Origin of the sequence: Natrinema salinisoli (assembly GCF_020405205.1) — an archaeon.
In the GTDB taxonomy this organism is placed as follows: Archaea; Halobacteriota; Halobacteria; order Halobacteriales; family Natrialbaceae; genus Natrinema; species Natrinema salinisoli.
The window spans coordinates 603,595-629,469 of sequence record NZ_CP084469.1; the positions used below are offsets into that span (position 1 = coordinate 603,595).

Here is a 25,875-nt window from a genome sequence, read left to right on the forward strand (position 1 = left end):
CGCGTTCGCGCTCGAGTCGTCGATCGACGACTCGGCCCCCGTCGGGTTGGCCATCCAATACGTTTATTCCGTCCGGGTCCTGCGTTTCGATCAGTGAAATGGCGGTGTACGCGGTGTGGCAAACCGCACGCGGAAAACGACCCACCCTGTGACGAGTGCGGTCACAACGCCTTCGAGAAGGCGATCGTCCGGGTGGACGAGATCGACGCCCAGAGCGATACCGGTAGCGAGCCGATACCGTCCGGAACCGTCGAAACCGGCCCGGAATACGTCTGGGCTTGCACGAACTGCGGCCGCGAGCACGTCCGGAACACGCCGCCGTGTTCTCGCTGCGGGAACCCCGACCTCGACCGGGTCGAGCGGACGTACGAGGGACTCGAGCGCGACCTCGCCACGCCGAGCTGGTTCGAGGTCGCGAAACCCTATCTTCCCGTCTTCGCCGGTATCGCGATCGTCATCGCGCTGTTCGCGACCGGTATCGTCTCGCCGTCGATACTCCCTGGGATTGGACAACCGTCACCGCCCGACGCGCCGGGTAACGGGTCCGTAGAAGCCGGAATCGATCTCGAGGCGACGGAGAGAGCGATTCATGACCGACTCGAAGAGGAACGAGAGCCGTCAGAGAGTCGAACGTACGGCACCGGACTCGCGGCGTATGCGGAGTACCAGAATCGTCTCCGCGTCTTGAGCGATTTCGCCAACGAGACACCCGACGAGCCGAATTCCGACGCGTTCGATCACCGGTGTGGTGACACGAGACCACAGGAGGGACCAGCAGTCGTCACTGGAGTCTCTGTCGAGGACTACCCCGACGAGGCGGAACTCGCGGACGGCGTCGTCGCGGAACTCCTCTCTATATACAGTGACGGCATTCGGACCGGGTTCGACGCCGAGGGCGTCGACGTTCACGTCGCACCGAACGGGGATATCTACGTCTTTTACGCGACGTGCTGACGGATTTCTCGACGAACTCGAGACTATCCGTTCGTTCGAGAACCGAACGACTGCGAGAATCGCTTGGAGTTGGATAGAAAACGAGAGCCCTGCGACTGCCGTCCGGACTGACGTTATGCGGCCGCTTCGAACGCGTCCTTGAACGAGTTCGCCTTCTCGCGGACGGTCGCGGCCGCCTCCTCGAGCGCCTCGAGGGGGTCCGCGCCGCCTTCGGTCTTGATCGTCAGGATGGGCTCGGTCTGGCCACCCGACTGTTCGGGGTTGACGTCGTAGGTCGCTGCGCTCACGTCGTCGTGCTCGAGCAGCGCGCCCTTGAGCACGTTCATGAAGGTGTGATCCTCGCCGGCGATCTCGATCGAGAGTTCGTTCTCGGTGCTCTCGGTGACCCGCAGTTCCATGACAGAGTCTCCGGTCGTCGGCTGCTTGTACCTTTCGAAGCCGCCGCTCGTCGGGGGTCGCTGATGGCAAATCACTAAATGCGTCCGTTCGAACCACGGGACATGCTCTCGTTTGCGACCCTGTTGCCGGTCGTCGTCGCCGCGGCGCTGGTGGGGTCGATCGCAGTCGTGAGACTGGTTCACCGGCCGGCGCGACGCTGGCGCGACGTCCTCCGGGAGCGGCTCGTGTACGGCGTCCCGTGGGGCTCGATCGTCGTCATCGCGTTCGTGCTCTGCGTCTATCTCTTCGTTCAGGACGGCATCACGAACTTCGACGATCCCGTGACGATCCCGTATCGGACGTGGTCGTACTTCTACCCGCTCGGGATGGCGACCGCGTCGTTCTCCCACGCGGGCCCCGGACACCTCGTGGGGAACCTGGCCGGAACGATCGTGGTCGCACCGCTCGCCGAGTACGCGTGGGGTCACTATCCCGACGAACGCGATCCCCTCCGAACCGACTCGTGGCGAACGAACCCGCGACTCCGGGCGTTCGTCCTCTTTCCACTCCTCGTCATCGGGATCGGCCTGCTCTCGAGCCTGTTTGCGCTCGGCCCCGTGATCGGCTTCTCGGGCGTCGTCTTCGCCTTCGCCGGCTTCGCGATCGTCCACTATCCGATCGCAACGATCGTCGGCACGCTCGGCGTCCAGGGCGTCATCCTGCGACTCTATTATGCGCTTCAGGACCCGATCAACGTCTACACCGCCCAACCGAGTCCCCCGTCGCCGCCGTCCTGGGCCGGTATCGCCATCCAGGGCCACGCGCTCGGCCTCTTCGTCGGCTTCGTCCTCGGCATCGCGCTCCTCGAGCGGCGAGGAGCCCGCCCCGACCCGTTGCACCTCTGGCTCTCCGTCCTCCTCTTTGGCTTCTCGAAACGGCTCTGGGCGATCTACTGGTTCGGCGGCGAGAACACGTACGTCCTCTTCCAGGGTCCCGGCGTCGCCGTCGTCGCCGTGCTCGCGCTCGTGGTCACGCTCTCGATGACCGCCTCGGAGACGCGTATCGTTCCACCGCGCCTCGAGGGGCTGCTCACTCGATCGAACCGGCCGACTCCGAGGCTGGGCGACAGCAGCTCGTCGATCGACCGGTCGCTCGAGTTAGCGGTGGCCGGACAGGTCGACGCAGTCGTTACTGCCCGCATCGATCGCGTTCGGGAAATCGCCAGCGGCGCGCGAAGGCGGGTCAGCGACTCGGGTTCGCTGTTGGATCTGACCCGCAAACAAGCCGCGTTCACGGCCGTCGTCATCGTCCTCGCCTTGCTCGCCGGCGTCGCTATTCCCACTAATTTCCTCGTCGTCGACGATGCGACGGCGTCCACCGAAGAGGCGATCCAGATCGAGGACTACACCGTCGAATACGCGGAGGGGGTCCAGAACGAACTGGTCACCGGCATCGGTATCGAGGCCCTCGAGAGCGACGAGGGTCTCGAGTCCAGCGGGGTGATCGTCGCGAGCGACCAGCGGGAGATCTGGCTCGAGGCGGTCAGTACCCAGCGGCTCGCCGTTACCGGCGAGGAGACGGTCACCGTCGGTGGACCCGGGTGGCGCGAAACGGTCCACGTCGAGCGCACCGGCTGGGAACCGGTCGGCAACGACACCGTCTATCAGGTCTGGCTCTGGGAGGACAGCGAGGATCGACGACTCTCACACGAGTCCAACGAGTCACGAGCCGAGGCCCGGATCGCGGGGCGGAACGTGACGATCAGCTCCGAGGACGGCGAGTTCCTCCTCGAGGTCGACTCGAACGGGACGGGCGCGGCTGCGACGACGCCGATTCCGGATGTCAACGAGACGAGTTCGGCGGGTGGACTATCGTTCGAGCGCGAAGACGAGACGGTCTACGCGGCCGCCGACGGAACGCGAGTCGCGATCGCGAGCGAGGAGACGTACAACGGCTATTGAACGAGGTGCGGTGGCGCGCTGGGGCGCGGTTCACCAGTGGCGAACCGCGACTCGAAGCCGTGCGAGCGAATCGGTTGGAGGGGGTGGTACCTCCACAGTGACTGCAGTAGGGGACCACTCGAAACCTCCTCCTCACTCGACGAACACAGAGCCAGCAGACGGTCACATCCCGACAAAATCCGCTATTCTCGATGCGTCCATTCGATCCGAAAGACCTCGGCCTCGAGCGTCTCCTCGGTTTCGGTGTGAAAGTCGAACTGCTTCGCGATGGGGAGCTCGGCCCGGAACGCGTGCGTCACGTCGCCGCCCTCGTCTCCGGCGAAGGATTCGACGAACTCCTGACTCCCCTCGTTGTGGATCGTGTACGAGACGGCCGCGATCTCGCTGGCCGTTTCGAGAAACTCCCGATCCGCGTGTCGGTTTCCGCGTTGGGCACCGAACGGCGGATTGGAGACCACGGTCGCGTCGGTCGTCGAAAACGGATGCCGAGTGACGTCGCCGCGGAGCCACTCGAGCGTGCGGTCGGTACCGCCACTGGCAGCCGCCGCGACCGTTTGCTCGTTCCCGCGAGCCAGCTCGAGCGCGTCGCGGTCGACGTCGATTCCGACGACGCTGTCGGCACCGGCGATCGAGGCGGCGATCGCGAGCATCCCGGTGCCGGTTCCGAGATCGACGACCCGTCCCTCGAGGTCGTCTTGCAACCTGGCCAGGTGACAGATGTGAGCCGCCAGCTCCGCCGGCGTCAGGTACTGCTCGAGGCTCGCGTCCGGATCGGAGAAGTCCGCGACCGACTCGAGTCGGCGGGCGAGCGTGCGGCGTGAGGGGCCGGCCATCCCTCAGTCGTCGACGGCGATCGGTCCCTCGAGGTCGAACGCGAGCCCCTCTCGGTCGGCCCGCTCGGCACAGGCCGCGAGCGCGGGACGGACCTTTTGGGGGTCTGCGACGGTATCAACGGTGACGGTCACGGTACCGACACCGAGGAACGAGCCCGCGCGAACGTACCCTCGAATGCGGTCGATTTCCTCCTGCGTCGCGAGAGAACAGTCTTCCTCGAAACACGCACTGATCGTCAACTCGGCGGGGACGAGTCCTTCCTCGGTGAGGTCGCGCTTGAAATCGCGCAGATATTCCGGCGCGGTCGACTCGAGTGCAGCGGCCTCGAGGGCGACCGGCGTGGCGTCGGCCGGTCGACAACGGTCGATCGCTGACTGGTGGGACGGGGTCGTACTCATTGTCGTGCCATACATGACTTGCATACAAAAAGCTTGTTAAATACGTAGTAGTAATATATCGAGTCGTCCTCGCGCGGTCCTCGACTACGAACGACGGGCCATGGAACCCTCAAAGTCACAGTTCCACGACAGTTTCGAATAGAGTTAAGGATTCCCCGGGGAAGTAACAGGTATGGAGCAGTGTCCGCGGTGTCAGGGTGCCGTCGAAGAACTCTCGTTGGGGGACGTGTCGACGGTCACGTGCCCCCACTGTGGGTTCGCCGACGTCCCCGTCGAACACCAACCCGACGGCGAGGATCCCGAATCGTGGCGGGATGCGTTCAACCGATTTTACAAGGAATGAGCAGGGCTGCGTGCGTCATCGACCGGTAGTACGTTCCCCGAGAAAACGAACCCCGCAGCGCGAGGCTTACTCGTTTGCGGCCGCCGCTTCCGCGTCCTCTTCCTCCTGTTGATGCTCCGCGTCCTCGTCGGACCGAGCCGCGACGAGGCCACCGCGGGCGACGCTGTACAGCGGTTCGTTCGCGTGCGTGACGTCGCTGATCGAGAACGGAATATTCGCGTCCTCGAGGTGGTCGCGGAACAGGGCCTCGAAGCCGCTGGGGCTGGAGGTTCCGCCGGTGACGACGACGGGGACGTCCAGTCCTTCCTCGACGTCTTCCTCGTCGACTTCCTTGACGATGTTCTCGATGACGTAATCGAGCAGGTTCTCGTAGTAGATCGAGAGGGCACCTTCGACGCCGCCGACGTCGGTCGTGAAGTCCAGCTCGAAGTCGTCTTCCTTGATGGAGGTGACCTTGTCGACGGGCGTCCCGGTCGCGCGCGCGGCCTGTTCGTCGACCCAGTCGCCACCGCGGGCGACGGAGAACTTCATGACGGGTACCGCGTAGTAGGAGAGACAGACGTTCGTCATCCCGGCACCGAAACTGATGCCCAGTCCCGTGAAGTTGTTATCCGCGAGTTCGCTGTAGATGACGGACATCCCCTCGTTGATCGGTTCGGAGTCGTATCCCATATCGTCGAGGAACGACTCGATCGTTTTCTGGTGGTACAGCGTGGAGAGATCCGAGTCGATCGGATCTGCGGGGGACGAGAAGTAGAGTTTCTCGTCGGGATAGGCGGGCTCGCCGACGACCTGCTCGATGATGAGCTTCATCATCGGGATCGCGCTCTGCTCGTCGTTCGAGAGGATCCCGTGTTTCATCGGGCGGCGAGTTTCCTTGTTGAAGATGTTCGCGAAATTCAGCGCGTCGTCGCCGACGACGTAGACCTTGTCGTCCTTGCGAATGTGGAGCACTTCACTTCGTGAGAGCATCTGCTCGGCCATATCCGAGTACTCGATCTCGACGAATGAGTTACGCTGTTGCACGAATACCGTGTCGTTCCCATCCTGTTGTGCTGACAGGATGTTCATCGTTCCGACGTCCAGGCCTTTGGCCATGTGTGGGCAAGGCAACCGACGGATTATAAATCTATGTGCCTTAATTTCGGATCTGATACTACGACACAAGAGGCTATTACTTTCGGTCGCCGGCCGTTAATTCCTCTTTACGAGATCCCGGAATCGTTCGAACAGGGTTCCAACGGGTTTCGTCACGGTTTCGACGGCTCCACCGTCGTCCTCGGCCGTCGCTTGTTCCTCGGCTCGCTGCTGTTCGCGCAGTTCTTTGAGCTTCGCCGTCTGATCGTCGACCGTCGAACTCGAGGTCGTTTGCTTCGTCTCGCCGCCTTTGAGCCCCTTGAGGCCGGCGACCTGCTGGTCGACGCCCGACGAACGAGTGGTCGTGGTGCCGGCGTCGGTATCGATCTCGACGTCGTCGAGGTCGTTGCTCGAGAAGTTCAGTCGCTTGTGTTCGGTCTGTTCGACGCCGCCCCAGGAGAGCTCGACGCCCTCCATCGCGTCGTCGATGTCCCGTTGGATCTCCGCGTCGGAGAGTTCCGGGTCGTCGTCCTCGTCGGTGTCGGTATCGGTCGTGACCACCTCGGCCTGCTGCGCCATATCGAGGTAGTGGGCGATCAGTGCGGCACCCGTCGAGGCGGTGATGCCCGCGAGTCCGATGGCGTACACTGCGATCACCTGTACGGTGTAATCGGCCCCGTAGCCGTTCCAGTCCTGGGGATAGACGACGAGGAAACCGACGATCGCGGCGATCGTGATCGCGACGCCGGCGATCGACGTGTACAGCATTCGCCGTTCCGACGGGAGCAGGACCACGATCCCCAGCATCGTAACGGGGAGCGACCCCATTGCTACTCCGTATGCGGGACCGACCCACGCGAAGTAGTCGGCGGTGCGTGCCTCGAACGTACTACCCCAGACGAAGAGTACGAGCCCGACGATCGCCAGCCCGATTCCGCCCAGAAACAGACCGAATCCGACGTAAACGTCGGTCCGATCGTCCGGTTCACCGATGTATCGACGATAGATGTCGAATAGATAGCCGTCTACGGCCTGTTCCGCTGCCATTTGGTCTCAATTTATACTCCAGTACTATGACTGTTTGGACGGAAAACGAACCCGCCCGCCCCGTCTCTCGAGACCGCCGCATCGCCCCGTTGATATCGCCACCGTCGCGATTCGACCGCGGTGTCTCAGTCTGTCCTGCCGAAACGATCCGATCGCAGGGCTCCGCCAGAATAGGCGACCGACACCGAAAATATTGGATGTGTTACCATAGTCCATAGTTTGATAATGATCCGGTCAAAATCGGTTTCCAATTCAAATGGTGTCCGGTAACGTACCGACTGTGCTCGTCGCAGTCGACGACCCCGACGTGCGTGCCAGGTTCCAGTCGTGGCTCACTCGCGACTACCGTGTCGAGACGACGACGAACGGCGACGGCGTCCTTTCGGCGATCGAGGAGGCAGATGCCGTACTGGTCGACTGCGAATTCCGGACGGCAGCCGGGACCTCCGTCGTCGACGAGCTCGAGGGGCGACCGGCCGTACGGACCACGTCAATCGTTCACGACTGTCACGGGGGTGCCCGGCACTGCGATATCGACGACGGTCTCGTGAGACCCGTCTCGAGAGCCACCCTCTTCGAGACCGTCGATCGACTGCTGCGTCGCGGTCGATACGACGAACTCGTCTCCGAATGCGCGATGCTCGCGGCCAAATGCGGCGCGCTCGAGGCACGGACGGGCGGACGATCTGCACTCGAGTTCGAGGGGGAATACGTGGCGGCACAGCACCGGCTCGAGGAGTTGTTTTCGGAGCTGGACGACCTGCTGAGGAGCTTCGACGGCGAGGACTTTCGGGCCGCCTTCGAGACGTGTACGGTCGAAGAAACGTCCGGACCCCAGCGGGCCGACGAACGTTCCTGACCGGCGACGACACCGCGTCCCGTGCCGATTTCGGGACGGACGATCGTTTCTCGGAACAACGTGCAGTATATACGTCCGTGGGCGTTAGGACGGCCAATGAGTCAGGAGTCGGAGTACACCGAGGGGGACCTCCGGAACACCGGAATGAGTCTGAAGCACGATCGGGAGTGGGACTACGAACTCGAGGAGATCGTCGACGCGATCGAGGAGCGCGACGCGACGAAAGTCGGACTGCAGTTCCCCGAGGGACTGAAACGACGCGGGCCGGCTGTCGCCGACGACCTCCGGGAGCTGGCCGACGACGACGTGACGTTCATGCTCTCGGGACAGCCGTGTTACGGCGCCTGCGACCTCGACACCTATCTGATGAAACGCACCGACGTGTTCGTTCACTTCGGCCACTCGCCGATGAAGGACACGGACAAGGTGATCTACGTGCCGCTGTTCTCCAACGTCGAGGTCACGCCGATCATGGAGGAGTCCCTCGAGACGCTCGAGCCGCCCGAGGAGACCGAGGGCGTCGGTCTCGTCACGACGGCCCAGCACATGAACCGCTACGACGAAATGAAGGCCTTTCTCGAGGAGCGGGGCTACGAGGTCCACAGCCGTCGCGGTGACGAACGGCTCACTCACGAGGGACAGGTGCTCGGGTGCAACTACGCGAGCGCGGACGTGCCCGCGGACCAGGTCCTGTACGTCGGCGGCGGGAAGTTCCACCCGCTCGGGCTGGCGATGGAACACCCCGACAAACACGTCGTCATCGCTGACCCGGTCAACAACGTCGTCACCGTCGCGGACACGGACAAGTTCATGAAACAGCGCTACGGCGCCATCCACCGCGCGATGGACGCCGAGAAGTGGGGCGTCATCTTCTGTACCAAGATCGGCCAGGGTCGCTGGGAGATGGCCCAAAATATCCTCGACGACAACGACAACGCCTACCTCATCACGATGGACGAAGTGACGCCGGATCGACTCCGGAACTTCGACATGGACGCGTTCGTCAACACCGGCTGTCCGCGGATCACGACCGACGACGGGCCGCAGTTCCACAAACCGATGCTCACACCCGGCGAGTACCGGATCGCCGTCGGCGACGAGCCACTCGACAGTCTCTCGTTCGACACGTTCCACGGGACCTGGTAGCGCCGTCGGCGCGCCGGTTTGCCGATATTACCGTTTCTCACTGGCGGGTGTTACCGGACAGCGACCGCCATCATAGAATGAATGTTTCTTTGAATGGATAGAAATCCGATGCTACATTCAGACAGGAATACTCGTTTTTGTTTGAAAGTTGCGCTATAGATGAGTAATGAGGTGCTTATTCCAAAGTGGTTTGGAGGAGTCCTTTTGCACCTAAGCCCCTGACCAGTAGTCGATGAGTAACTCAGCTTCGAGCGGATCCACGGCCGGTGGACGCGACGATCTCTTCGACGCCCTCGCCGACGGCCGCCGACGGGCCGTCGTTCGTCTCGTCCACGAGCGATCGCCCCTGGGAATCGAGAAAGACGATCTTGCGTTCCAGTTCGCGGCAGTAATGACGGACAAACGACTCGCTGCGGTCACCGACGACGACCACCAGCGGGCGCGCATCGAGCTTCACCACACGCTGCTGCCCCGCCTGACCGACGCCGGTTTCCTCGAGGAAGTCGACGGCGCGGTCCGAACGACCGAGCACGGGGCGTTCGACGCGGCTGGGCTCGAGGCAGCCATCTCGGCCGGACGCGGCGACGATCCGGCCGAGCTGGACGCCGTCTTCGAAGCGCTGGCCGACGAGCGTCGCCGAACGGTCCTCGGCGTTCTCAGTAACCAGTACCACCAGATCGCGACCGAAACGCTCGCTCGCGACGTCGCGGCCCGCGAGGCCGACGCGACCGAGCGCGAGGTTTCTCAGGAGCGCGTCGACGAGGTGCTGACGTCGCTCGTTCACGTCCACCTCCCGTTGCTGTCCGACGCTGCCCTCGTCGGCTACGACGCTGACGGCCACCGGGTTTCCTACGAGGGCCATCCCGCCGTTCGCACCGAATGGGTTCAGCCCGCCCCCGATGTCGCGACCACTGACGACACCGCCGAGACCGTCACCGAAGGGACCGACGTCCGGACGCTCGAGGGGCGAGAGTCCATCGTCGCGACCGGTCAGTCCCTCTGTGAGCGGGCCGACGACGAGCTCTTCCTCATGTTCACGACGACGGGGATGCTCGAGGAAGGATGTTTCCGACGGATCGAGGATGCGGTGGATCGCGGCGTCGACGTCTACCTCGGCTCGCGGGACCAGCGCGTTCGCGACCTCGTCCGGGAGCGGGTGCCCGGAGTCGTCCTCTGGGAGCCCCAGACGGACTGGCTCAACCTGCCGCAGGAGGGCGAATCGGTCGGGCGGCTCGTGTTCGCCGACCGCGAAGCCGTGATGCTGGGCACGTTCGCACAGCCGACGCCGGACGGCGACGAGATCGTCGAAACGGCGATTCTGGGCGACGGGCCGCGTAACGGACTCGTCGTCCTCATGCGTCAGATGCTCGACGCACGGATCGACGGACTCAGTGCACGGAACGACGATCGCGTCCTCCAGTTCTCTCTGTAGCCCGTGATCGCCCGTCCGCTCGCTGTCATCGCTTTTCTCTCGGTCTGATCGCGACTCGTCGTACCCGCTATCACCGTCGCATACCGCGTACTGGTCGTTACCGTCGTCGAGTGCGAGATGACAATATTTACCCAGTCGGTCACCGCACTCTGCGGTATGATTCAAAGCGACTGGGGAGACTGGCTCGTCCGCGATGTCGAGGACGCGAATCCGGACGGCGTCGCGGTCTGGTATCTCGGCTGTAACGGCTTCGTTCTCAAGGGGACCGAGGGAACGACGATCTACATCGACCCGTATCTCGGGCTGGGCGATCCACCCCGGACGGTCCGGATGATTCCCGTCCCGTTCGACCCGACCGACGTCGAGGAAGCCGACGCCGTCCTCGCGACGCACGAACACACGGACCACGTCCACGGACCGAGCCAGGCACCGATCCTCGCGAACACGGGCGCGACCTTCTACGCACCCGACGACAGCCTCGCAGTCGCCCGCGACGACGAGGTCTGGACCGACGAGTGGGCCGTCACGGACGACCAGCTGTCCGAAGTCACCGAAGGCGACACGCTTGAGCTCGGCGAGTTCACGATTCACGTCGAGGAGGCGAACGACCCCGACGCGACCCACCCGGTGAGTTACGTGTTCGAACACGACGCGGGGACCTTCTTCCACGGCGGGGACACGAAGCCGAGCGGCGAGTTCGACCGGATCGGCGACGAGTACGACATCGACCTCGCGGCGCTCGCCTTCGGGACCGTTGGTCGGATTCCCGACAAACAGACCCGCGAACCGAAGCGAACCCGCTGGTACAACGACGAGAACCAGATCGTCGAGTGCGCCGCCGCCCTCCAGTGCGATCGACTCCTCCCGAGTCACTGGGACATGTGGAAGGGGCTCACCGCCGATCCGACGGCGCTTCACCACCACGCGAAGGGGTTCGATCATCCGCAGCGACTCGCGGTCGTCGAGATCGGTGACCGCGTCGAGCTGTAAAAATATTCCAGTTCGGACATGAGTCCGTCCGTACAATTTATGGTAATGGTATGGTAACGTTCGGTTCATATGAGTAGCACCGCCGACACGGACGACGTGATCGAGGTCAATACCGACGGACTCTCCGTCCGAAAGACGTTCGCGGCGGACGAGTTTCCCGTCCCTGCGATCCGATTCGAGATCGAGTCGGATCGGTCCGACCCTGTAACGTTCCAGCTCTCCGAGGACATCCCCGAATCGTTCCCGATGGACAAAGTCGGGTTCCACCCTGATTTTCACAGCGACGACTGGACGGCGTTCCAGGACCACCACGTCGAGTTCACCGCGACGCTCGAGCCCGGCGAGCGCCTCGAGACGGTCTACGGCATCCAGATCGACGACGAGAGTCGAGCCGCCGAGTTCCTCGTCGAGCCGACGATCGTCGAACGCGACGGCACCGACGACGATTCGGATGCCGACGAAGTCGACGACGAGGTCATCGGAAACATCGTTTCCGACGATCAGAACCAGGCCGTCAAAGACATGATCTCCGGCGCATCGGACTCCGTGCCGGGGCTCGAGACCGACGAGTCCGACGAGGCGTCGGCCGGCTCCGGCGCGGAAGACGACGCTGCCGGAACCGAGGACGACGCTACGGACGACTCCGGCGGCCTCGACCTCGATCTCGGTGATGTTGATCCCGACCCAGAGCCGGTCGACGCCGACGCGGACGACGCCGAGGAGGACGACACGCCCGACATCGACCTCGGATTCGAGGAAGAGGAGATCCCGGAGCCGGACACCGACACCGACTCTCCCGACGGTGACGACGAGGACGACGAGCCAACCGTCGAACTCGATCTCGGAACCGACACGGACGACACCGAATCGGCCGAGGCCGACGACGAGTCTGCCGAAACCGACCCCGAGATCGATCTCGATCTCGAGGAATCGGCGGCGTCCGTCGAGGAAGACGACGAAGCGGCCGAAGAGTCCGACGCCGTCGAGGCGGCAGATTCGGACGACGAGTCGGAGCCCGCGTCCGACGAAACCGAAGCCGAGCCGGAACTCGACGCCGAGTCCGAGGTCGAATCTGAGTCGGATGAGCCGACCGAGATCGACGAACCGGACGCCGGAGACGACGAACCCGGAACGACCGGCGTCGAAGCTGCGGCCGCGGCGGCCACGGCCGACAGCACCGACGGATCGGCCACATCGGCCGAGACGGGACCGAATACCGGCCCCGAGTTCGGCGGATCGATCGCGGCCCGTCTCGCGACCGAGATCCGCGACGGGGAGGTCGACGACGACGATCTCGACGCCATTCAGTCCGCACTCGACCTCGAGCCGTCGGGCCCCGACATCGCGAAGGTCGAGCACCTCCAGAGCCGCGTCGAGGAGGTCGCCTCCTACACCGACGCGCTCGAGACGTTCCTCGAGGAGAACGGAACCGGCGCACAGCTCATCGAGGACCTGCAAACGGATCTCGAGGAACTCGAGGAGGACGTCACCGATCTCACCGACTGGAACGGTGATCTCGAGGCCGACCTGAACGAGATCGACGACGCCGTCGACGAACTCGAGGGAGAGGTCGACGAACTGGCGGGAGACATCGATTCGGTCGACGACGACGTCACGACGGTGTCGGAGGACCTCGAGACGGTCGAGGACGACCTGGAAACCGTCGAAGGAGATCTCGAGACGGTCGAGGACGAACTCGAGTCGGTACAGGAGGACGTGACCGACATTCAGGAGTGGCGCGACCAGCTCGGGTCGATGTTCTCGGAGTAAGTCGGTTCGTGGAACCGGCCGCCATCGTCGTATAGTCCGGAAACGCAACTCGTTTATCCGTCGCCGGTAGAGGATCGATCGATGGGTGAGACGATACCGATCGCCGTTCCACGCAAGGGGCGACCGCTCGAGTCGGTGCTCGAGCGGATCGCGGAGCGCCTCGACGTTCCCGAACTCGCGGACGACATTACCTCGACGCTCCGCCACGAAAAGGCACTCACGAAGGGGACACTCGATCCCGACGAGGAGAACGTCTACCATCGTCTCGCCGACTACAGCACCGTCGCCGATCCGACCGAACCCGAGTACACGCTCCTGCGGGACGACCGCGCCGGGAAACCGAGGCGGATCGTCTTCGATAGCGTTACGATCCCGCTCGGGGGCATCGACGGTGCCCCTGAGGGAGCGGCGATTCAGCTCGTGGGCCGCGAGGAACCGTTCCGCGCCCTTCGGACGCACGAATTCGGGCTCGGCTTCGACAGCGCCGATCTGGTTCTCGAGGAAGTCGTCGAACTCCGACCGGAGCCGCTCGACCGAATTGCCGACGTCAACGCCCGGATCAACCCCTCCGATACCGACGTCCAGGTCGTCACGGGACTTGGCGATACAGTCTACCACACGCTACTGGCGACGCCCGAGGTCGCACCCTCCTCGGGCTCGCTCGATCGCGACTTCCTCGAGACCTACGAGGGCCCGCTCTGTATCGAACCGCGATACGAACGGCTCGTCCAGGCGGTGCTCGGTACGCGGGCGCTCGAGGGGATCGAGTTTCGGTACCCCAAAGAGGGCCGCGAGGAGGAGGCGGCGATCGCCGACGCGGGGCTGGGCGTCTACCTGACCGTCACCGGGTCGACCGCGCGCGACCACGGTCTTCTGCTCGGTGAACAGCTGTTCCCCAGCGAGACTGTATTGCTCGAGAATGCAGCGGAGACGACCGAAACCATCGAATTCGTTCGATCGCTGTTGAACGGCGGCGACCTCGAGACGGAACTCGCGGTCGGCCACTAGGACTACCCGATCTCGAAATCGATCGATTCGTACTTCGATCCGTACCGAACGGTGACGAACCGACTCTTTTCTCGTGTTGCTCCCTCCGATCCACCGACTCCAGGACATCGGGTGAGGACACCGTCGATTGGCTTTTCGCGATCGGTACAGGAAAATCAATTTACTCTTATATTTTTAGTCTATAAAATAATATGATGGAAAGAGTGGAGAAAGACAGTGTGGAACTAGACCTCGGACGAGAGTCGAGAACGCGTTCGGAGATTTCAGTCTACAGGGGCGTCGTTGTGTTTGGAACGGTTCTGGCAGTGCTTCCGGGAATGGTGGCAGCCCACGGGTCGGGCGCCAGGTACGAATTGGGTATTCCACAGTCGCTGTTCCTTCTTGCCGGCGGTGCCGCGGTGGTCATCTCGTTCGTCGCTGTGAGCATTCTGTCCGGAGGCAGTGACGAGGCCTTTTCGTATCGGTCCCGGCGTCTGTCGGCGACGCCGCTTCGGGTGTTCCAGTCGTCTTCGGTGGTCGGGGCCGCTCGGTTCGTCGCCGTCGGCCTGCTCGTCGTGAGCGTATTCGCCGGGTTTCTGGGCCCCCAGTCCTCGGACGCGAACCTGCTGACGAACCTCGTCTGGGTCGGGTGGTGGATCGGCTACACGTTTTCGGTCGCTCTAGTCGGGAACACCTGGCCAACGCTCAATCCGTGGAAGACGTGTTACGAGTGGGTAACGAGCCTCCTCGGTCGGGAACTTTCGTTGGAACGCTCCTACAACTGGGGGCACCAACCGGCTGTGGCGTTGTTTCTCGGGTTCGCCTGGCTCGAGGTGATCTCCCCGTTCTCGGCGTCGCCGCGCTGGATGGCCGGGATCGTTCTCACGTATTCGATGTACCTCTGGGGCGGGATGTTCGTGTTCGGGACGGAGACCTGGCTGCGGAACGCCGACCCGTTCACGCTGTTGTTCGACTATCTGGGTCGGTTCGCACCGCTGTCGTTCGGGTTGGACGCCGAGGTTCGGATGTACGGGGTCGGCCTGATCGACGATGACGAGGGATTGTGGAAGCCGGGCGCGCTCGCGTTCTTCGTCGCGATCTTGTACACGGTCACGTTCGACGGCTTCCTCGGGACGCCCGATTGGGCGGTGATCGCTAACGGGGTCCCGGCGCCCCCCATCCCGTATCTCACGTCGACGCTCCTGATGCTCGTGGGCTTCGTGCTGTTCGTCGAAGTCTTCGGTACCGTCGCCTGGGTAATGAAGCGGTTCGTGGGTGACGTCGCACCCGACGAGGGATACCTCGCTCGTCGGTTCGCCCTCACGCTGTTGCCGATCGCGATCGCGTATCAGATCTCGCATTTCTTCCCGTCCCTCCTGCTCCGGGGACAGTACCTCGTGTTGACCCTGCTGGACCCCTTGGGACTCGGATGGAATCCGCTCGGGCTCGCCGAGTTCGAGCCGGTCCACGAAATACCGCTTCTCACCGTGCAGGCTGTCTGGCTTACGCAGACCGCACTCGTCGTCGCCGGCCACGTCGTCGCCGTCTGGGTCGCCCACCACGTTGCGATGGACGTCTTCGAGGAGCGCCGGAGCGCGATAAAGAGTCAGTTGCCGATGACGGCCGTCATGGTCTTCTACACGATCGTCGGGCTGTTGATTCTCACGCGGGCAACCGTCGATCCGCCGCTTCCCTGACGGACGTGGCCGAGAACCGATCGGCCACGACGCATCCCGACATCCGGAGCTCGTCGCTGGTGTCTTCGGGGGATTCGACCCGGCGCAGAACAGACACCGTCTTTTTTGCTCGGAGATCGGCTGCCCACACTACGGCAAGTCGAGTCACGACCGTCCCTCGAGGTGTTCTCCGGCGAGCTAGGAAACCGCCCGTCTTGGCATGGTTCTGTCGTTCGACTCTCCCTGCGAACGTCGAGTACACGGCTCGCAGTTGTTCTTAAATGGATCTCGTTCGGGTATCCACCGACTGTTGGTGGCCCCATTTGGTCAGTTGTAGCGCCGCTCTTCACCTCCGCCCCTTGTGAACGCTGGGATTGTTGTGATCGGTCGCCAGGGTCATCCACGATTCCCGCCCGGCTTCCAGGCGGAGCTCCCTCTCCGTCGGAAGATAATTCGCGTAATTTGCAGCCATTTTTAGACTGTTACAACGTATTTCAGACTTTTCAAAACCAATAGTCATCTACTCAAGCGGCCGATTTCGGCTGTTGCAGTGGACTGTGTTAACAGGTATGGAGAGGTTTCTACCCGGTCTGACTGCTTCTTTCTACAATTCTTCCCTTTACTACAACCAGTGTTTAACTGTGAATGATTTGACGAGAGTATCGCATGCCTGCAAGCATACTGCTTGCTGGTCAGACAGACATGGCCAGTGCAGGGAGACGGAAAACGGTGGGGCGTATCAGCGGCGATCAGACACAGAAAAACGAACAGGGTCCCGTTTGCTCAGCGTCAGTTGACGCGGCTGATGGGATATCGAGTCGAGACTCACAGTCGGGGGCCGACCGATGACTGATGGCGAAGTACCCGACGATACTGGAAACGACGCTACCGTCGACATAGACGATATTGGTGGGTTCGATTCGTCTACTCGACGGACGTTTCTCAAGGGTGCCGGCGCGGCGACGATCGCGAATTCGATGGTGGGTAACAGCTGGGCGTTCTCCGGAAACGGGAACAACAGGGGACAAAACGGTGTTCGCAAGTTCACCGTCCACGCGATCCAGGTCGACATCGTCTACAATCGATTCGGGTTGCATCAGCCAAACGGCGCGATGTACGTGCTCGAGGAGAATCTCGAGGCTGCGAGGAAGGCCTCGGGTGTCGCCCCCGGTGACGGGTTCGATCTGATATCGGATGAGAGTGGCGGCGACGACGTCGACACATCGGTCATCGAGCCGCTGACGATCCGGGCGAACAAGGGCGAAACCGTCGAAATCGAGTTCGTCAATCATCTCGACCAGCCGGCCTCGATGCACCAGACCGGGCTCCCGCAGGATCCGAAGGATTCTGACGGGATGAACGTCGGGTACAACCCGAGTACGGTCGCTCAGCCCGGCGAAACGGTCACGTATCGGTGGGAGGCAACCCACCTTGGTGGGCACTTCTTCTACGACGGCGCCCACCAGGGATTCAACAGCCCCGACGAGGAACCTGCAACGGTCAATCACCTCTCCCGTGGGCTGTTCGGGACGCTGGTCGTCGAGCCAGAAGGCGCGACGTGGACCGATCCGGTCACCGGCGGCCCCCTCCGGAGCGGGACGAAGGCCGACATCCACGACCCGAACCACATGGGAACGAGCTACCGTGAGTTCGTCCCGCACTACCACACACCGTCGGGGGTGTACCTCCCGAACGGCACCGAGAAGAAATGGCCGAAAGATAGTACCAAGCAAACGACACACGGTATCAACTACCGGGCTGACGGGACTGGTCCCCGCGTCAACCAGACCGAGGCCCAGCTCCAGCCCCACTCCCTCAAACGACTGTTCTACTCCTCGTGGATCAACGGTGATCCCGGTGGCGGTGACAACGTTTTCAACGCGTACAAGGGTGACTCCATCAAATTCGTGCCCGTCGGCGCCTCGCTCGAGGAGAACCACGTTCACCACCTCCACAACAGCCGGTGGAAGACCGTCCCCGGTCGAACCGATTCGGACACGATCGACGCCCAGACGCTCGGTCTCGGTACGTCGTACCCCGAGTATCTGATCGCGGCGCACGGTTCGAACAGGGGAACCGCGGTTCACGATGCGGAGCAAAGCGTCCGCCAGAGCATGACGTACAGGGAGGCCTTCGACAGGGGCGGTGCCGGCTACGTCCACGGCGGTGCCGGGGACATTCTGTTCCACTGCCACCTGTTCCCCCACTACGCGGAGGGGATGTGGGCGTTTATGCGCGTCCACGACAAGGAACGCGCCGACCTCCAGCCGCTCCCGAACACGAACATCGTTACCAACCCGTCGTCGGTCGACCTGCCGCTCAATGACGGGATCCTCGGATCGGGAACGAATATTCCCGGGTTCCCCGATTACGTCCCCGGGACGAAAGGCGAGTTCCCGCCCAAGCCCGTGGCGGGGTCGTCCGGGACGACGAACCCGCGCGCTCCGACCGCGGCCGAACGGAAGGCCGGCTTTACGACGGACGTCGACGGTGCACCGTACCAGGACCCGGTCGTGGACGAGAACGCACCGGAGCGGAACCACACGATCCACGTCCTTCAGGGGAAGCACCTCGGGGACATCGTGTACAACGACGCCGGAGATTACGATCCCGAGAGCCTGGTGTACGTCCACGAGGACGACGTCCAGGCCGCGAAGAACGGCGACCTGAACCCCGAACCGCTGTTCATCCGCGCGAACGTCGGCGAGGCGGTGAACATGACCCTCGTGAACGAGTCGGAGTTCCCGATATCGATCCATCCCCACTTCGTCGGGTTCGACAATCAGGGCACCGACTCGACCCCGTCTATCGGGTACCAGACCGAGCAAAGCGTCGAACCGGGGGAGGAACGGACCTACCGCTGGTACGCCGACGAGGAAGGCCCGATCTACTTCCACGACCACGCGGTCGGTGCAGAAGAGGCCCAGCACGGCACGTTTGCCGGTCTCATCGTCGAACCCGAAGGCTCTCGACACCTGGACCCCTACAGCGGGGAGCCGATCGAAAGCGGTGCCCAGGCCATCATCGAGGTTCCCGACGGGACCGACTTCCGCGAGTTCGGCCTCCACTACAACGACTTCGTCCCGCTGCGCGACAGAGAAACGGGTGAATACGTCAACCAGCAGCGCGAGCACAACCTGAATCTCGGGACGACCGCCATCAACAACCGGAACGCGCCGTACTACCATCGAGACGACGACGGCGCAGCGTACGTCCACAGTTCGGCGGTCAACGGGGACCCGGCGACCCCACTGCTCGAGGCCTACTCGAACGACCCGGTTCGCATTCGGCTGTTTCAGGGTGCGTTCGAGGACCAGCACAACTTCCAGCTCCACGGTCGCCAGATCGAGCCCGAAGGCCTCGACGAACAGGACACGGTGTCCCAGCTCATCAGCCCCTCGGAAGCGTTCACGTTCATGATCGACCCTTACGACTCGCCGGACACCCCTACCTTCGACCGCATGCCGAACCCGTCGGGGCTTCCGATCCAGGACTACATGTACGGGTCGGGCATTACCGACGACCGGTTCACCGGCATGTGGGGCATCCACCGCGTGTTTGATGCGGCGGCACCGCACCTCGAGCCGCTCCCCGACCGCGGGACGCCGGCGGGCAAGGTCACCGAGAACCAACTCGAGCAGATGGGCCATTCGGCACCGTTCGTCGGCATCGACCGGCTGAAGAACCTGGGTCAGCAAGCCCGGCTGCTGTACGAAGCCGGCGACGACCGAACCCTCACGCCGGATACCGCCGACCGGAAGAATCCGAACGTCGGTCAGAAGCCGCCGAAGCCGCCGTCACCGGGCCAACCCTGCGGAGACGACGCGCCCGATCGCCAGTACGACGTTGTTGCCCAGCAGGTGGACATCCACTTCAACGACCACGGTGACCACGACCCGCACGGTATCGTCTTCTCGCTCGACGAGTACGCCGACGAAGTGGCAGACGGGACCCGGCACCCCGATCCGCTTACGATTCGTGCCAACCAGGGAGATTGCATCGAAGTGCGCCTGCAAAACGAACTGCCGGCCGATCTGAACGACTCTCACGTGGACCCGCCGATGCGGGTCGAGGAGACGCTGGACACCGAGTGGGAGCCGTCGAATCGCGTTTCGTTACACCCGCAGCGAATCACCTACGGCCCCAACGGCTCGGACGGCGCGACGGTTGGGTTCAATTACGACCAGACTGTCGCACCGGGTGAGACGATAACCTACCGGTGGTACGCCGACGATCTGTACGACAACATGGTGCTCACCGACGAGGCCGACGTCCGCGGGCACCGTCACCACGGTGCGTACGGCAACCTCGTCATCGAACCGTCCGATGCCGTCTGGCTCGATTCCTCGACCGGCGAAGCGTTACCGGAGGGCGTCGATGCGATCGTCAAGCGACCAGGACGGCAATCGGTCCGCGAGTACACGCTGTCGCTGAGCGATGGTCGATACGTCCTCAACAGCGACGATCCGGACTCGTGTGTGGTCCCCGGCGGTCCGGAGGACGGCAACGCGGACTGTAACACGATCGGCGGGTTCGAAGACAGCGGCCACGGCGCGATCAACAACCGTTCCGAACCGTTCGTCCGTCGATTCCAGACCGACCCGGCACAGCACAAGGTCTTCGACTCGGACGTCCACGGTGATCCGGCGACGCCGGTGTACCGAGCACTCACCGGTGATCCGGTGAAGTTCCTGGTCCACCAGCCGGCCGACAAGGCCCGTGGCACGTCGTTCCACCTGTCGGGTCACCAGTGGCAGCGCTATCGCGGCATCCCCGAATCGCCAGTTATCGGCGTTGAGGACCGCCTCAGCCCGGGTAAGGGCGTCAGGCTGGGGCTGACCAGCGACGCTGGCGGTCACCAGCAAGCGACCGGTGACTACATCTTCCAGGAGACCAAGCAGCGCCGACGCCTCGAGTCGGGTCTCTGGGGAATTTTCCGGGTGCGGAACACGCCCAGCGACTTCCCGAATCCGGTACAGCCGCTTCCCGATCTGGACAACCCCGTCGACCCGAAGCAGCGTCCGAACTGGAACGTGTTCCACGAAGACATCACGCGGAACGGGATCGACGACTTGGTGATCGGCATTCCTGAGAGCGACGTCGGTGGGAAAAACGCCGGCGCAGTGTACATCTTCGAAGACCATTCGGGGCCCGTCGACGAACTGTCCAATGCCGACTTGACGTTGCTTGGGAGCAGGCCCGGACAAGGTCTCGGTACGACCGTCGATAGACGGGGCAACGGAAACGCGCCGGTACTCGCCATCGGAACGGCATCCGGCAAAGAGATCACTGTCCCTGCGGGAACCCCGGCGGTCGACGCAATCGCAAACCCGGCCGACACGCCCGAGCGTCGCTTCCTGAAAAATACCACCAAGAACACCCTCAAAGCTGTCCACGACGCCGAAAAGGCCCAGAACGGTTACGGAAACGGTCGTGGTAACGGGAACGGCGGTGGTAACGGAAACGGCGGGAATGGCAATGGAAACGATGGCGGCGGAAACGGTCGTGGTAACGGAAACGACGGTGGAAACGGCCGTGGCAACGGTAACGGTCGTGGTAACGGAAACGACGGTGGAAACGGCCGTGGCAACGGTAACGGTCGTGGTAACGGAAACGACGGTGGAAACGGCCGTGGCAACGGTAACGGCCGTGGCAATGGAAACAGCGGTGGAAACGGCCGTGGCAACGGTAACGGCCGTGGCAATGGAAACAGCGGTGGAAACGGCCGTGGCAACGGAAATGGCCGTGGTAACAGTAGGCGTTCAGATCTTGACGATCACGTTCACAGCGGTCCGTCCACATCACGGTCTGAGGGGACGGTCGGTCGGACGCAGTTCCTCAGCTGTACCGATTGCGGACAGAAAAGCGCTCCAGCCGGCGATGCGAGCATGTGGAGCGTAACGGACGCAGCCGACGAGGGAGAATCGGGCTTCGAGTGCGATTCCTGTGGTTCCCTCCTGGAGGATACCGAGCTATGACAATGCAGACGGTGTCAATCCAGTCTCCGCCAGCGGCCATCGAGCTGAGACCATCGAGTCGATCGCGTTCCCTCCAGCCCCTCCGTTGTGAGGAAGACGGAGAGCGAGACGTCACGTGTATCGGTCTTTCCCCGGCTGGACGCCGGGAAAATCGTGCGGTAACTGCCTCGTGCACAGAGTAACAATGGACACAATCATCCTCCTGATCGCCGCCGGACTGATTCTGGTCATGGCGTATCGACGACTGCGGAAAACGCAAAAGAAGCTCAAACAACACTTCAGATCCGGGATTAACGAGGTGAAAGAGAACTAGCCGTCAGCTCATCCACGTTCACATCAGAGTGAGACCCTCCGCGCCGTAATCGGAGAAGAACCGACGGTGCCTCAGATAGTCGGGCGTCGTCCGACGACGGTGGCGTGGATTTCGACCCTCGCTCAGGAGCATCCCCTGGCTCTGTCATGGGTGCCCCAATCCGCCGACAACTCATTGTTCCGCGGTTTCTCGACGTCGCTCTCACCTCGGTGGTCGAACCACACGGTCGATCTGCTGGTTCTGTTATCTATTGTTGTCGGGCTCGCGGAACGGCGCAGACGTGAGTGGATCGATTTTAGTCGTCATTGCAATTATTCACACACTGGTCGCACGGCTGTCGTACGATCAGGTATACATTGTCCTGCAGGGGCTACTGTGGGCTCTTCAGTCTCAGCCACCGGAGGCTGGCGGAACCTGTGTACAAATTAGTCTTGCTGTGATACTACGGTTTGGAGGCTTTATCGTATGATTTCGGTAGTGCCGACACCCAGTTTTCCGCGATTCACGTCCGGTCCGGAGGACCGAGATTTTCTCGCTGTTTGACGAGTGACTAAGCCACCGGTACGCCCGAAGTTTATCGAGACATCTGAACCCCGAGTCAATTCACTTTTCAGTAAAGCTTTCTATCACTCCATCACCGGTGTTGAATTGAGCCATGAGTATTCCGATAACTTCGGGATTGCTCGGCTCGTACCCGAGCTGGTCTGTCAGCTCGTCTTTAATCTCTGTGAATCGGTCCCCTTTCTCTCCGTAAAGTTTGATGTGGACCGTCATTCCTACCTAGACGGTCTCTCTCGACGGGTTCGTTGTCTCCCGTCGGACAGCGCTGTTTTGAAAATGATACTGTGACAAATCACGGACTAACGGCCCAATGTAGCTTCCCATTCCCACCACAAATAATTAATATATGTGATACTGTAAATATGTTTCGGAATGACATTTTTGTTTCGGAATTTTGTCTATGCTGGTGGTACCTGACATCCCTCGCACGCCATAAATTGAGTGGTTGGCGTCCACTCCGACCGAAACAACATCAAAAAGTGATCTCGGACTGTGACCATGTGGCTCTCGTCTCCGAGTGATACCACTGCTGGCAATCTCGTGAAACCGTCGAGATAGGTTTCATTACGACAAAAGTAGTACTCGAAAGGCAATCTGAAACAGTATCTGCTCACTGATTCTCGTGATATTCCGCATCCTAGCCCTTCTATATCCAATCTCGTAGCAACCACCCTGACGACCACATTCGTATAGCCATATGTGATTTACAAGTCGCTCCTCGGACGCCACAATCGAGTTCAGTTGTCGTAATTGCGTAAACAATATGAATTGTTCCTGCCGGAACGATTCGATAGAGGGACGCCAGCAGCGGAATCGCGGCCAGAAACAGTCTTGTCGCTTATTTTCGTTGTCCAGTTACGGTATAGATACACCCGAGGTAGGTCTCGCGGACCCGATCCCCCCAGTTGTGGGTGTAGGTATCGATCACGTCGCCGGCGACGTCGCCCCGGAGGTACTGGACGATACCCCGATCGCCAGTTCGATCCCGGAGGTGGGTGGTGAAGAAGTGTCGGAAATAGTGTGGCGTGACGTTCTCTTGCGTTCCGCCGCCGGTCCGGTACCAACCGCGCTCTCGAGCGTGTTTCTCGACGATATAGCGAACGTCCGAGGGAGTGAGCCGCTCGCCCCACGAATCGCGAGTATCGAGAAAGAGCGGCCGCGCCGACGAGACGGCGTCCGGACGGATCGCCAGCCACTCGAGTAGTGCGCGACGAAGCTCGCCGTCCACCGGAACCACCGTGTCCCGCTTTCGCTTGTTCGATGCCGTCCGTTCTTCGCCGTTGATACCCGTGCCACGGGCCGGTTCCGAGGAGATGAAAACGGACGACGGACGCCGCTCGAGCCCGACCCGGGGCGTCCACTCGAGGTCGAGTTCCGGTATCTCGAGGTAAAGATCCCGGAGATCGAGGTTACAGAGTTCACCGACGCGCATTCCGGTCTTCAACAGGGTGACGACGACGGCCCGCTCGAGGGGGTGTGCGATCGCCTCGACGAACGATCGCATTTCGTCGACCGAGATATCTCGTCGGGTGGGGTTCGTGTCGATCGATTCGGACATCTCCTCCATGACGAGGGCCATCGGATTGTCGTCGAAGACGCCGACCCGAGTCATGTAGTCGTAGAACCGGTTGAGATAAGAGGCGTAGGTGGCGATCGTGCTGGATTCGAACGCCCCGCGCAGCGAGTGGATCCAGGCCATACACTCCCGGCGCTGGGCCGCTCCGACCGCATCGATATCGAATCGCTCGCGGAGGAACGCCTCGAACCGTCGGAGCACGCGCTCGTAGGCCTCGAGCGTCCGTTCGCTCTTGCCGTGATACCGCTGGTCGTCGAGGAAGTACGAGATCGGATCCGTCACGTCCTCGGGGGCGTCGGTCCCGGGTTCAGTCGCCATCGCCACCACCGTCGACAGTCGTGTACCCGCCGTGGCGACCGCTGTATCGAATCCGGTTGGTCGACTGGAGCTCCTCGAGTGTCTCGTCTAACTGTGACTCGATATCCTGGGAGACTGCCTCGAGGAGCTCGTCCCACGAGTACGTGTCAGTTGAGAGTAAATTGAGGACCTGTGTTTCGAGGTCGCTACCCCCGGGGTCTGGGCCGGTAGAATCGGGTTCCGCAGAGCCGGATTCGAACCCCCGTCGCCCCGCCTGCACCATCGTTCGGACGAACTCGCTCTGGCTCATGTCGAGCTCGGCGGCGTGGGACTCCCACTCGGATTTCTGGTAGGCAGGCACGTACGTTTTGACAGCTGTTCTAGATGTGTCCGCCGAATCGCTCATACGCCATCCATCAGACGCGATGATATTCAATCTACCCATTATTCGAGCTAAGTGAGTTTATCTCATATTACAGAACCCCTATTGCCAGAGTACTAGGATCAGAAATGGGGATAATAGCCATATACGGTGACACAGTCTCGGATGCGTATCTTCGGCTTCTAGTGATACAATTTGGGATATTATTATCGACGATTCGATCGAGCCGTTCGATTTCCTCCCTCACTCGGAGCGTCGGGTCGTCGATTCCGGTCGATCACGGAGACGATTTGAACTCCGCATCGTGGCCCGGATTGGGCTTCCCTACGCGAGCCGAGAAGACCGGAACCGCTGGAGCGGAAAGCGGTAGCCACCACTCACTGCGGATCGCGTTCGATCGAGACGGATATCGCTCCGTGTGCAGCAAGTGCCCTCCAGAATTGCCATCGCGATGCTTTGAATGTCTGTCGGCTACGGATCTGAGTTCGCCACGTTTGACACGCGAATCGTTGGCTCATCCCCGCTGGGGAGCGATTTCGGCCTCGATCGAGTCAGTAGCCGTCGCTTTTCGGAATGAAACACGCTCCGGTTCGGATCGCCAGTCCCTGCGCTCAGAGATCGGCGCTGAAGCGAAACGAACCGAGACTACAGCTGTGACGCGATTCGGTCCGATGGTCAGCACTCAACGACGCCTGTGTCACGACCTCTCCGACAGTGATTCGGACCCACGTTTCGGGACAAGCACGCTCGTCGGCACACTGTCGTTACCTGACTCGAACCGCAGGATCGGTCTTCTCCAAGTGTCGACGCTGGGATGTCACTGGAACGAGACAGCTCTCTTCTACCGGTCGGTCGCACGACTCGGTGCCGATCGCTGCTAGTGGCGAATGACGGAGAACGGACCTGCCTGCAAGCG

20 protein-coding genes are annotated in these 25,875 nt (G+C 62.1%); 12 read left to right on the forward strand and 8 right to left on the reverse strand.

Annotated features, from left to right (window positions below; all coding sequences use genetic code 11):
- Window positions 1–93: 93 nt before the first annotated feature.
- Window positions 94–954, forward strand: a complete 861-nt coding sequence (locus LDB05_RS03080; protein ID WP_226006467.1) for a hypothetical protein — start codon at window positions 94–96, stop codon at window positions 952–954.
- A 113-nt stretch (window positions 955–1,067) separates the two neighbouring features.
- On the opposite strand, the gene LDB05_RS03085 is transcribed toward LDB05_RS03080, so the two are convergent.
- On the reverse strand, window positions 1,068–1,352 hold the full coding sequence (locus LDB05_RS03085; RefSeq protein ID WP_226006468.1) for a DNA-directed RNA polymerase subunit L: 285 nt from the start codon (window positions 1,350–1,352) through the stop codon (window positions 1,068–1,070).
- A 102-nt stretch (window positions 1,353–1,454) separates the two neighbouring features.
- Here LDB05_RS03085 and LDB05_RS03090 point away from each other — a divergent pair, with 102 nt between their 5' ends.
- The gene (locus LDB05_RS03090) at window positions 1,455–3,293 is read left to right on the forward strand and encodes a rhomboid family intramembrane serine protease (protein WP_226006469.1); all 1,839 of its coding nucleotides are present in this window, start codon (window positions 1,455–1,457) and stop codon (window positions 3,291–3,293) included.
- 182 nt (window positions 3,294–3,475) lie between these two features.
- Here LDB05_RS03090 and LDB05_RS03095 read toward each other — a convergent pair whose 3' ends face one another.
- Both LDB05_RS03095 and LDB05_RS03100 read right to left on the reverse strand, forming a co-directional pair.
- The gene (locus LDB05_RS03095) at window positions 3,476–4,126 is read right to left on the reverse strand and encodes an METTL5 family protein (RefSeq protein ID WP_226006470.1); all 651 of its coding nucleotides are present in this window, start codon (window positions 4,124–4,126) and stop codon (window positions 3,476–3,478) included.
- Window positions 4,127–4,129: 3 nt separating this feature from the next.
- Window positions 4,130–4,525, reverse strand: a complete 396-nt coding sequence (locus LDB05_RS03100; protein ID WP_226006471.1) for a DUF7961 family protein — start codon at window positions 4,523–4,525, stop codon at window positions 4,130–4,132.
- A 172-nt stretch (window positions 4,526–4,697) separates the two neighbouring features.
- On the opposite strand from LDB05_RS03100, the gene LDB05_RS03105 reads away from it, so the two are divergent.
- The gene (locus LDB05_RS03105) at window positions 4,698–4,868 is read left to right on the forward strand and encodes a zf-TFIIB domain-containing protein (protein WP_226006472.1); all 171 of its coding nucleotides are present in this window, start codon (window positions 4,698–4,700) and stop codon (window positions 4,866–4,868) included.
- A gap of 66 nt (window positions 4,869–4,934) precedes the next feature.
- On the opposite strand, the gene LDB05_RS03110 is transcribed toward LDB05_RS03105, so the two are convergent.
- Entirely contained in the window at window positions 4,935–5,966 is a 1,032-nt protein-coding gene (locus tag LDB05_RS03110) for a disk-shape morphogenesis protein volactin (protein ID WP_226006473.1), read from the reverse strand.
- Between the two features lie 96 nt (window positions 5,967–6,062).
- On the reverse strand, window positions 6,063–6,992 hold the full coding sequence (locus tag LDB05_RS03115) for a cell division protein CdpA domain-containing protein (protein ID WP_226006474.1): 930 nt from the start codon (window positions 6,990–6,992) through the stop codon (window positions 6,063–6,065).
- Between the two features lie 256 nt (window positions 6,993–7,248).
- Between LDB05_RS03115 and LDB05_RS03120 the strand changes: the two genes are divergently transcribed.
- From LDB05_RS03120 to LDB05_RS23370, 9 genes are all read left to right on the forward strand, one after another.
- Window positions 7,249–7,851, forward strand: coding sequence for a HalX domain-containing protein (locus LDB05_RS03120; protein ID WP_226006475.1), 603 nt, complete (start codon window positions 7,249–7,251; stop codon window positions 7,849–7,851).
- A gap of 96 nt (window positions 7,852–7,947) precedes the next feature.
- On the forward strand, window positions 7,948–8,997 hold the full coding sequence (gene dph2 / locus LDB05_RS03125; protein WP_226006476.1) for a diphthamide biosynthesis enzyme Dph2: 1,050 nt from the start codon (window positions 7,948–7,950) through the stop codon (window positions 8,995–8,997).
- A gap of 232 nt (window positions 8,998–9,229) precedes the next feature.
- Window positions 9,230–10,429: a DUF7344 domain-containing protein gene (locus tag LDB05_RS03130; RefSeq protein WP_226006477.1), complete on the forward strand. Its 1,200-nt coding sequence runs from the start codon at window positions 9,230–9,232 to the stop codon at window positions 10,427–10,429.
- 156 nt (window positions 10,430–10,585) lie between these two features.
- Window positions 10,586–11,419 (forward strand): MBL fold metallo-hydrolase, encoded by an 834-nt coding sequence (locus LDB05_RS03135; RefSeq protein WP_226006478.1) that lies wholly within the window; start codon window positions 10,586–10,588, stop codon window positions 11,417–11,419.
- A gap of 69 nt (window positions 11,420–11,488) precedes the next feature.
- Window positions 11,489–13,189, forward strand: coding sequence for an AAA family ATPase (locus LDB05_RS03140; RefSeq protein WP_226006479.1), 1,701 nt, complete (start codon window positions 11,489–11,491; stop codon window positions 13,187–13,189).
- Window positions 13,190–13,270: 81 nt separating this feature from the next.
- Window positions 13,271–14,197, forward strand: a complete 927-nt coding sequence (locus LDB05_RS03145) for a phosphoribosyltransferase HisG-related protein (RefSeq protein WP_226006480.1) — start codon at window positions 13,271–13,273, stop codon at window positions 14,195–14,197.
- A gap of 317 nt (window positions 14,198–14,514) precedes the next feature.
- Window positions 14,515–15,873, forward strand: a complete 1,359-nt coding sequence (locus LDB05_RS03150; RefSeq protein WP_226006481.1) for a hypothetical protein — start codon at window positions 14,515–14,517, stop codon at window positions 15,871–15,873.
- Between the two features lie 824 nt (window positions 15,874–16,697).
- Window positions 16,698–21,830, forward strand: coding sequence for a multicopper oxidase domain-containing protein (locus LDB05_RS03155; protein WP_226006482.1), 5,133 nt, complete (start codon window positions 16,698–16,700; stop codon window positions 21,828–21,830).
- Window positions 21,831–22,014: 184 nt separating this feature from the next.
- Window positions 22,015–22,143: a hypothetical protein gene (locus LDB05_RS23370; RefSeq protein WP_284145786.1), complete on the forward strand. Its 129-nt coding sequence runs from the start codon at window positions 22,015–22,017 to the stop codon at window positions 22,141–22,143.
- Window positions 22,144–22,746: 603 nt separating this feature from the next.
- On the opposite strand, the gene LDB05_RS03160 is transcribed toward LDB05_RS23370, so the two are convergent.
- From LDB05_RS03160 to LDB05_RS03170, 3 genes are all read right to left on the reverse strand, one after another.
- The gene (locus LDB05_RS03160) at window positions 22,747–22,917 is read right to left on the reverse strand and encodes a hypothetical protein (RefSeq protein WP_226006483.1); all 171 of its coding nucleotides are present in this window, start codon (window positions 22,915–22,917) and stop codon (window positions 22,747–22,749) included.
- Window positions 22,918–23,542: 625 nt separating this feature from the next.
- Window positions 23,543–24,598, reverse strand: a complete 1,056-nt coding sequence (locus tag LDB05_RS03165; RefSeq protein ID WP_226006484.1) for a tyrosine-type recombinase/integrase — start codon at window positions 24,596–24,598, stop codon at window positions 23,543–23,545.
- Entirely contained in the window at window positions 24,588–24,983 is a 396-nt protein-coding gene (locus LDB05_RS03170; protein ID WP_226006485.1) for a DUF5805 domain-containing protein, read from the reverse strand. The genes LDB05_RS03165 and LDB05_RS03170 overlap by 11 nt, the downstream gene beginning before the upstream one ends.
- Window positions 24,984–25,875 lie beyond the last annotated feature (892 nt).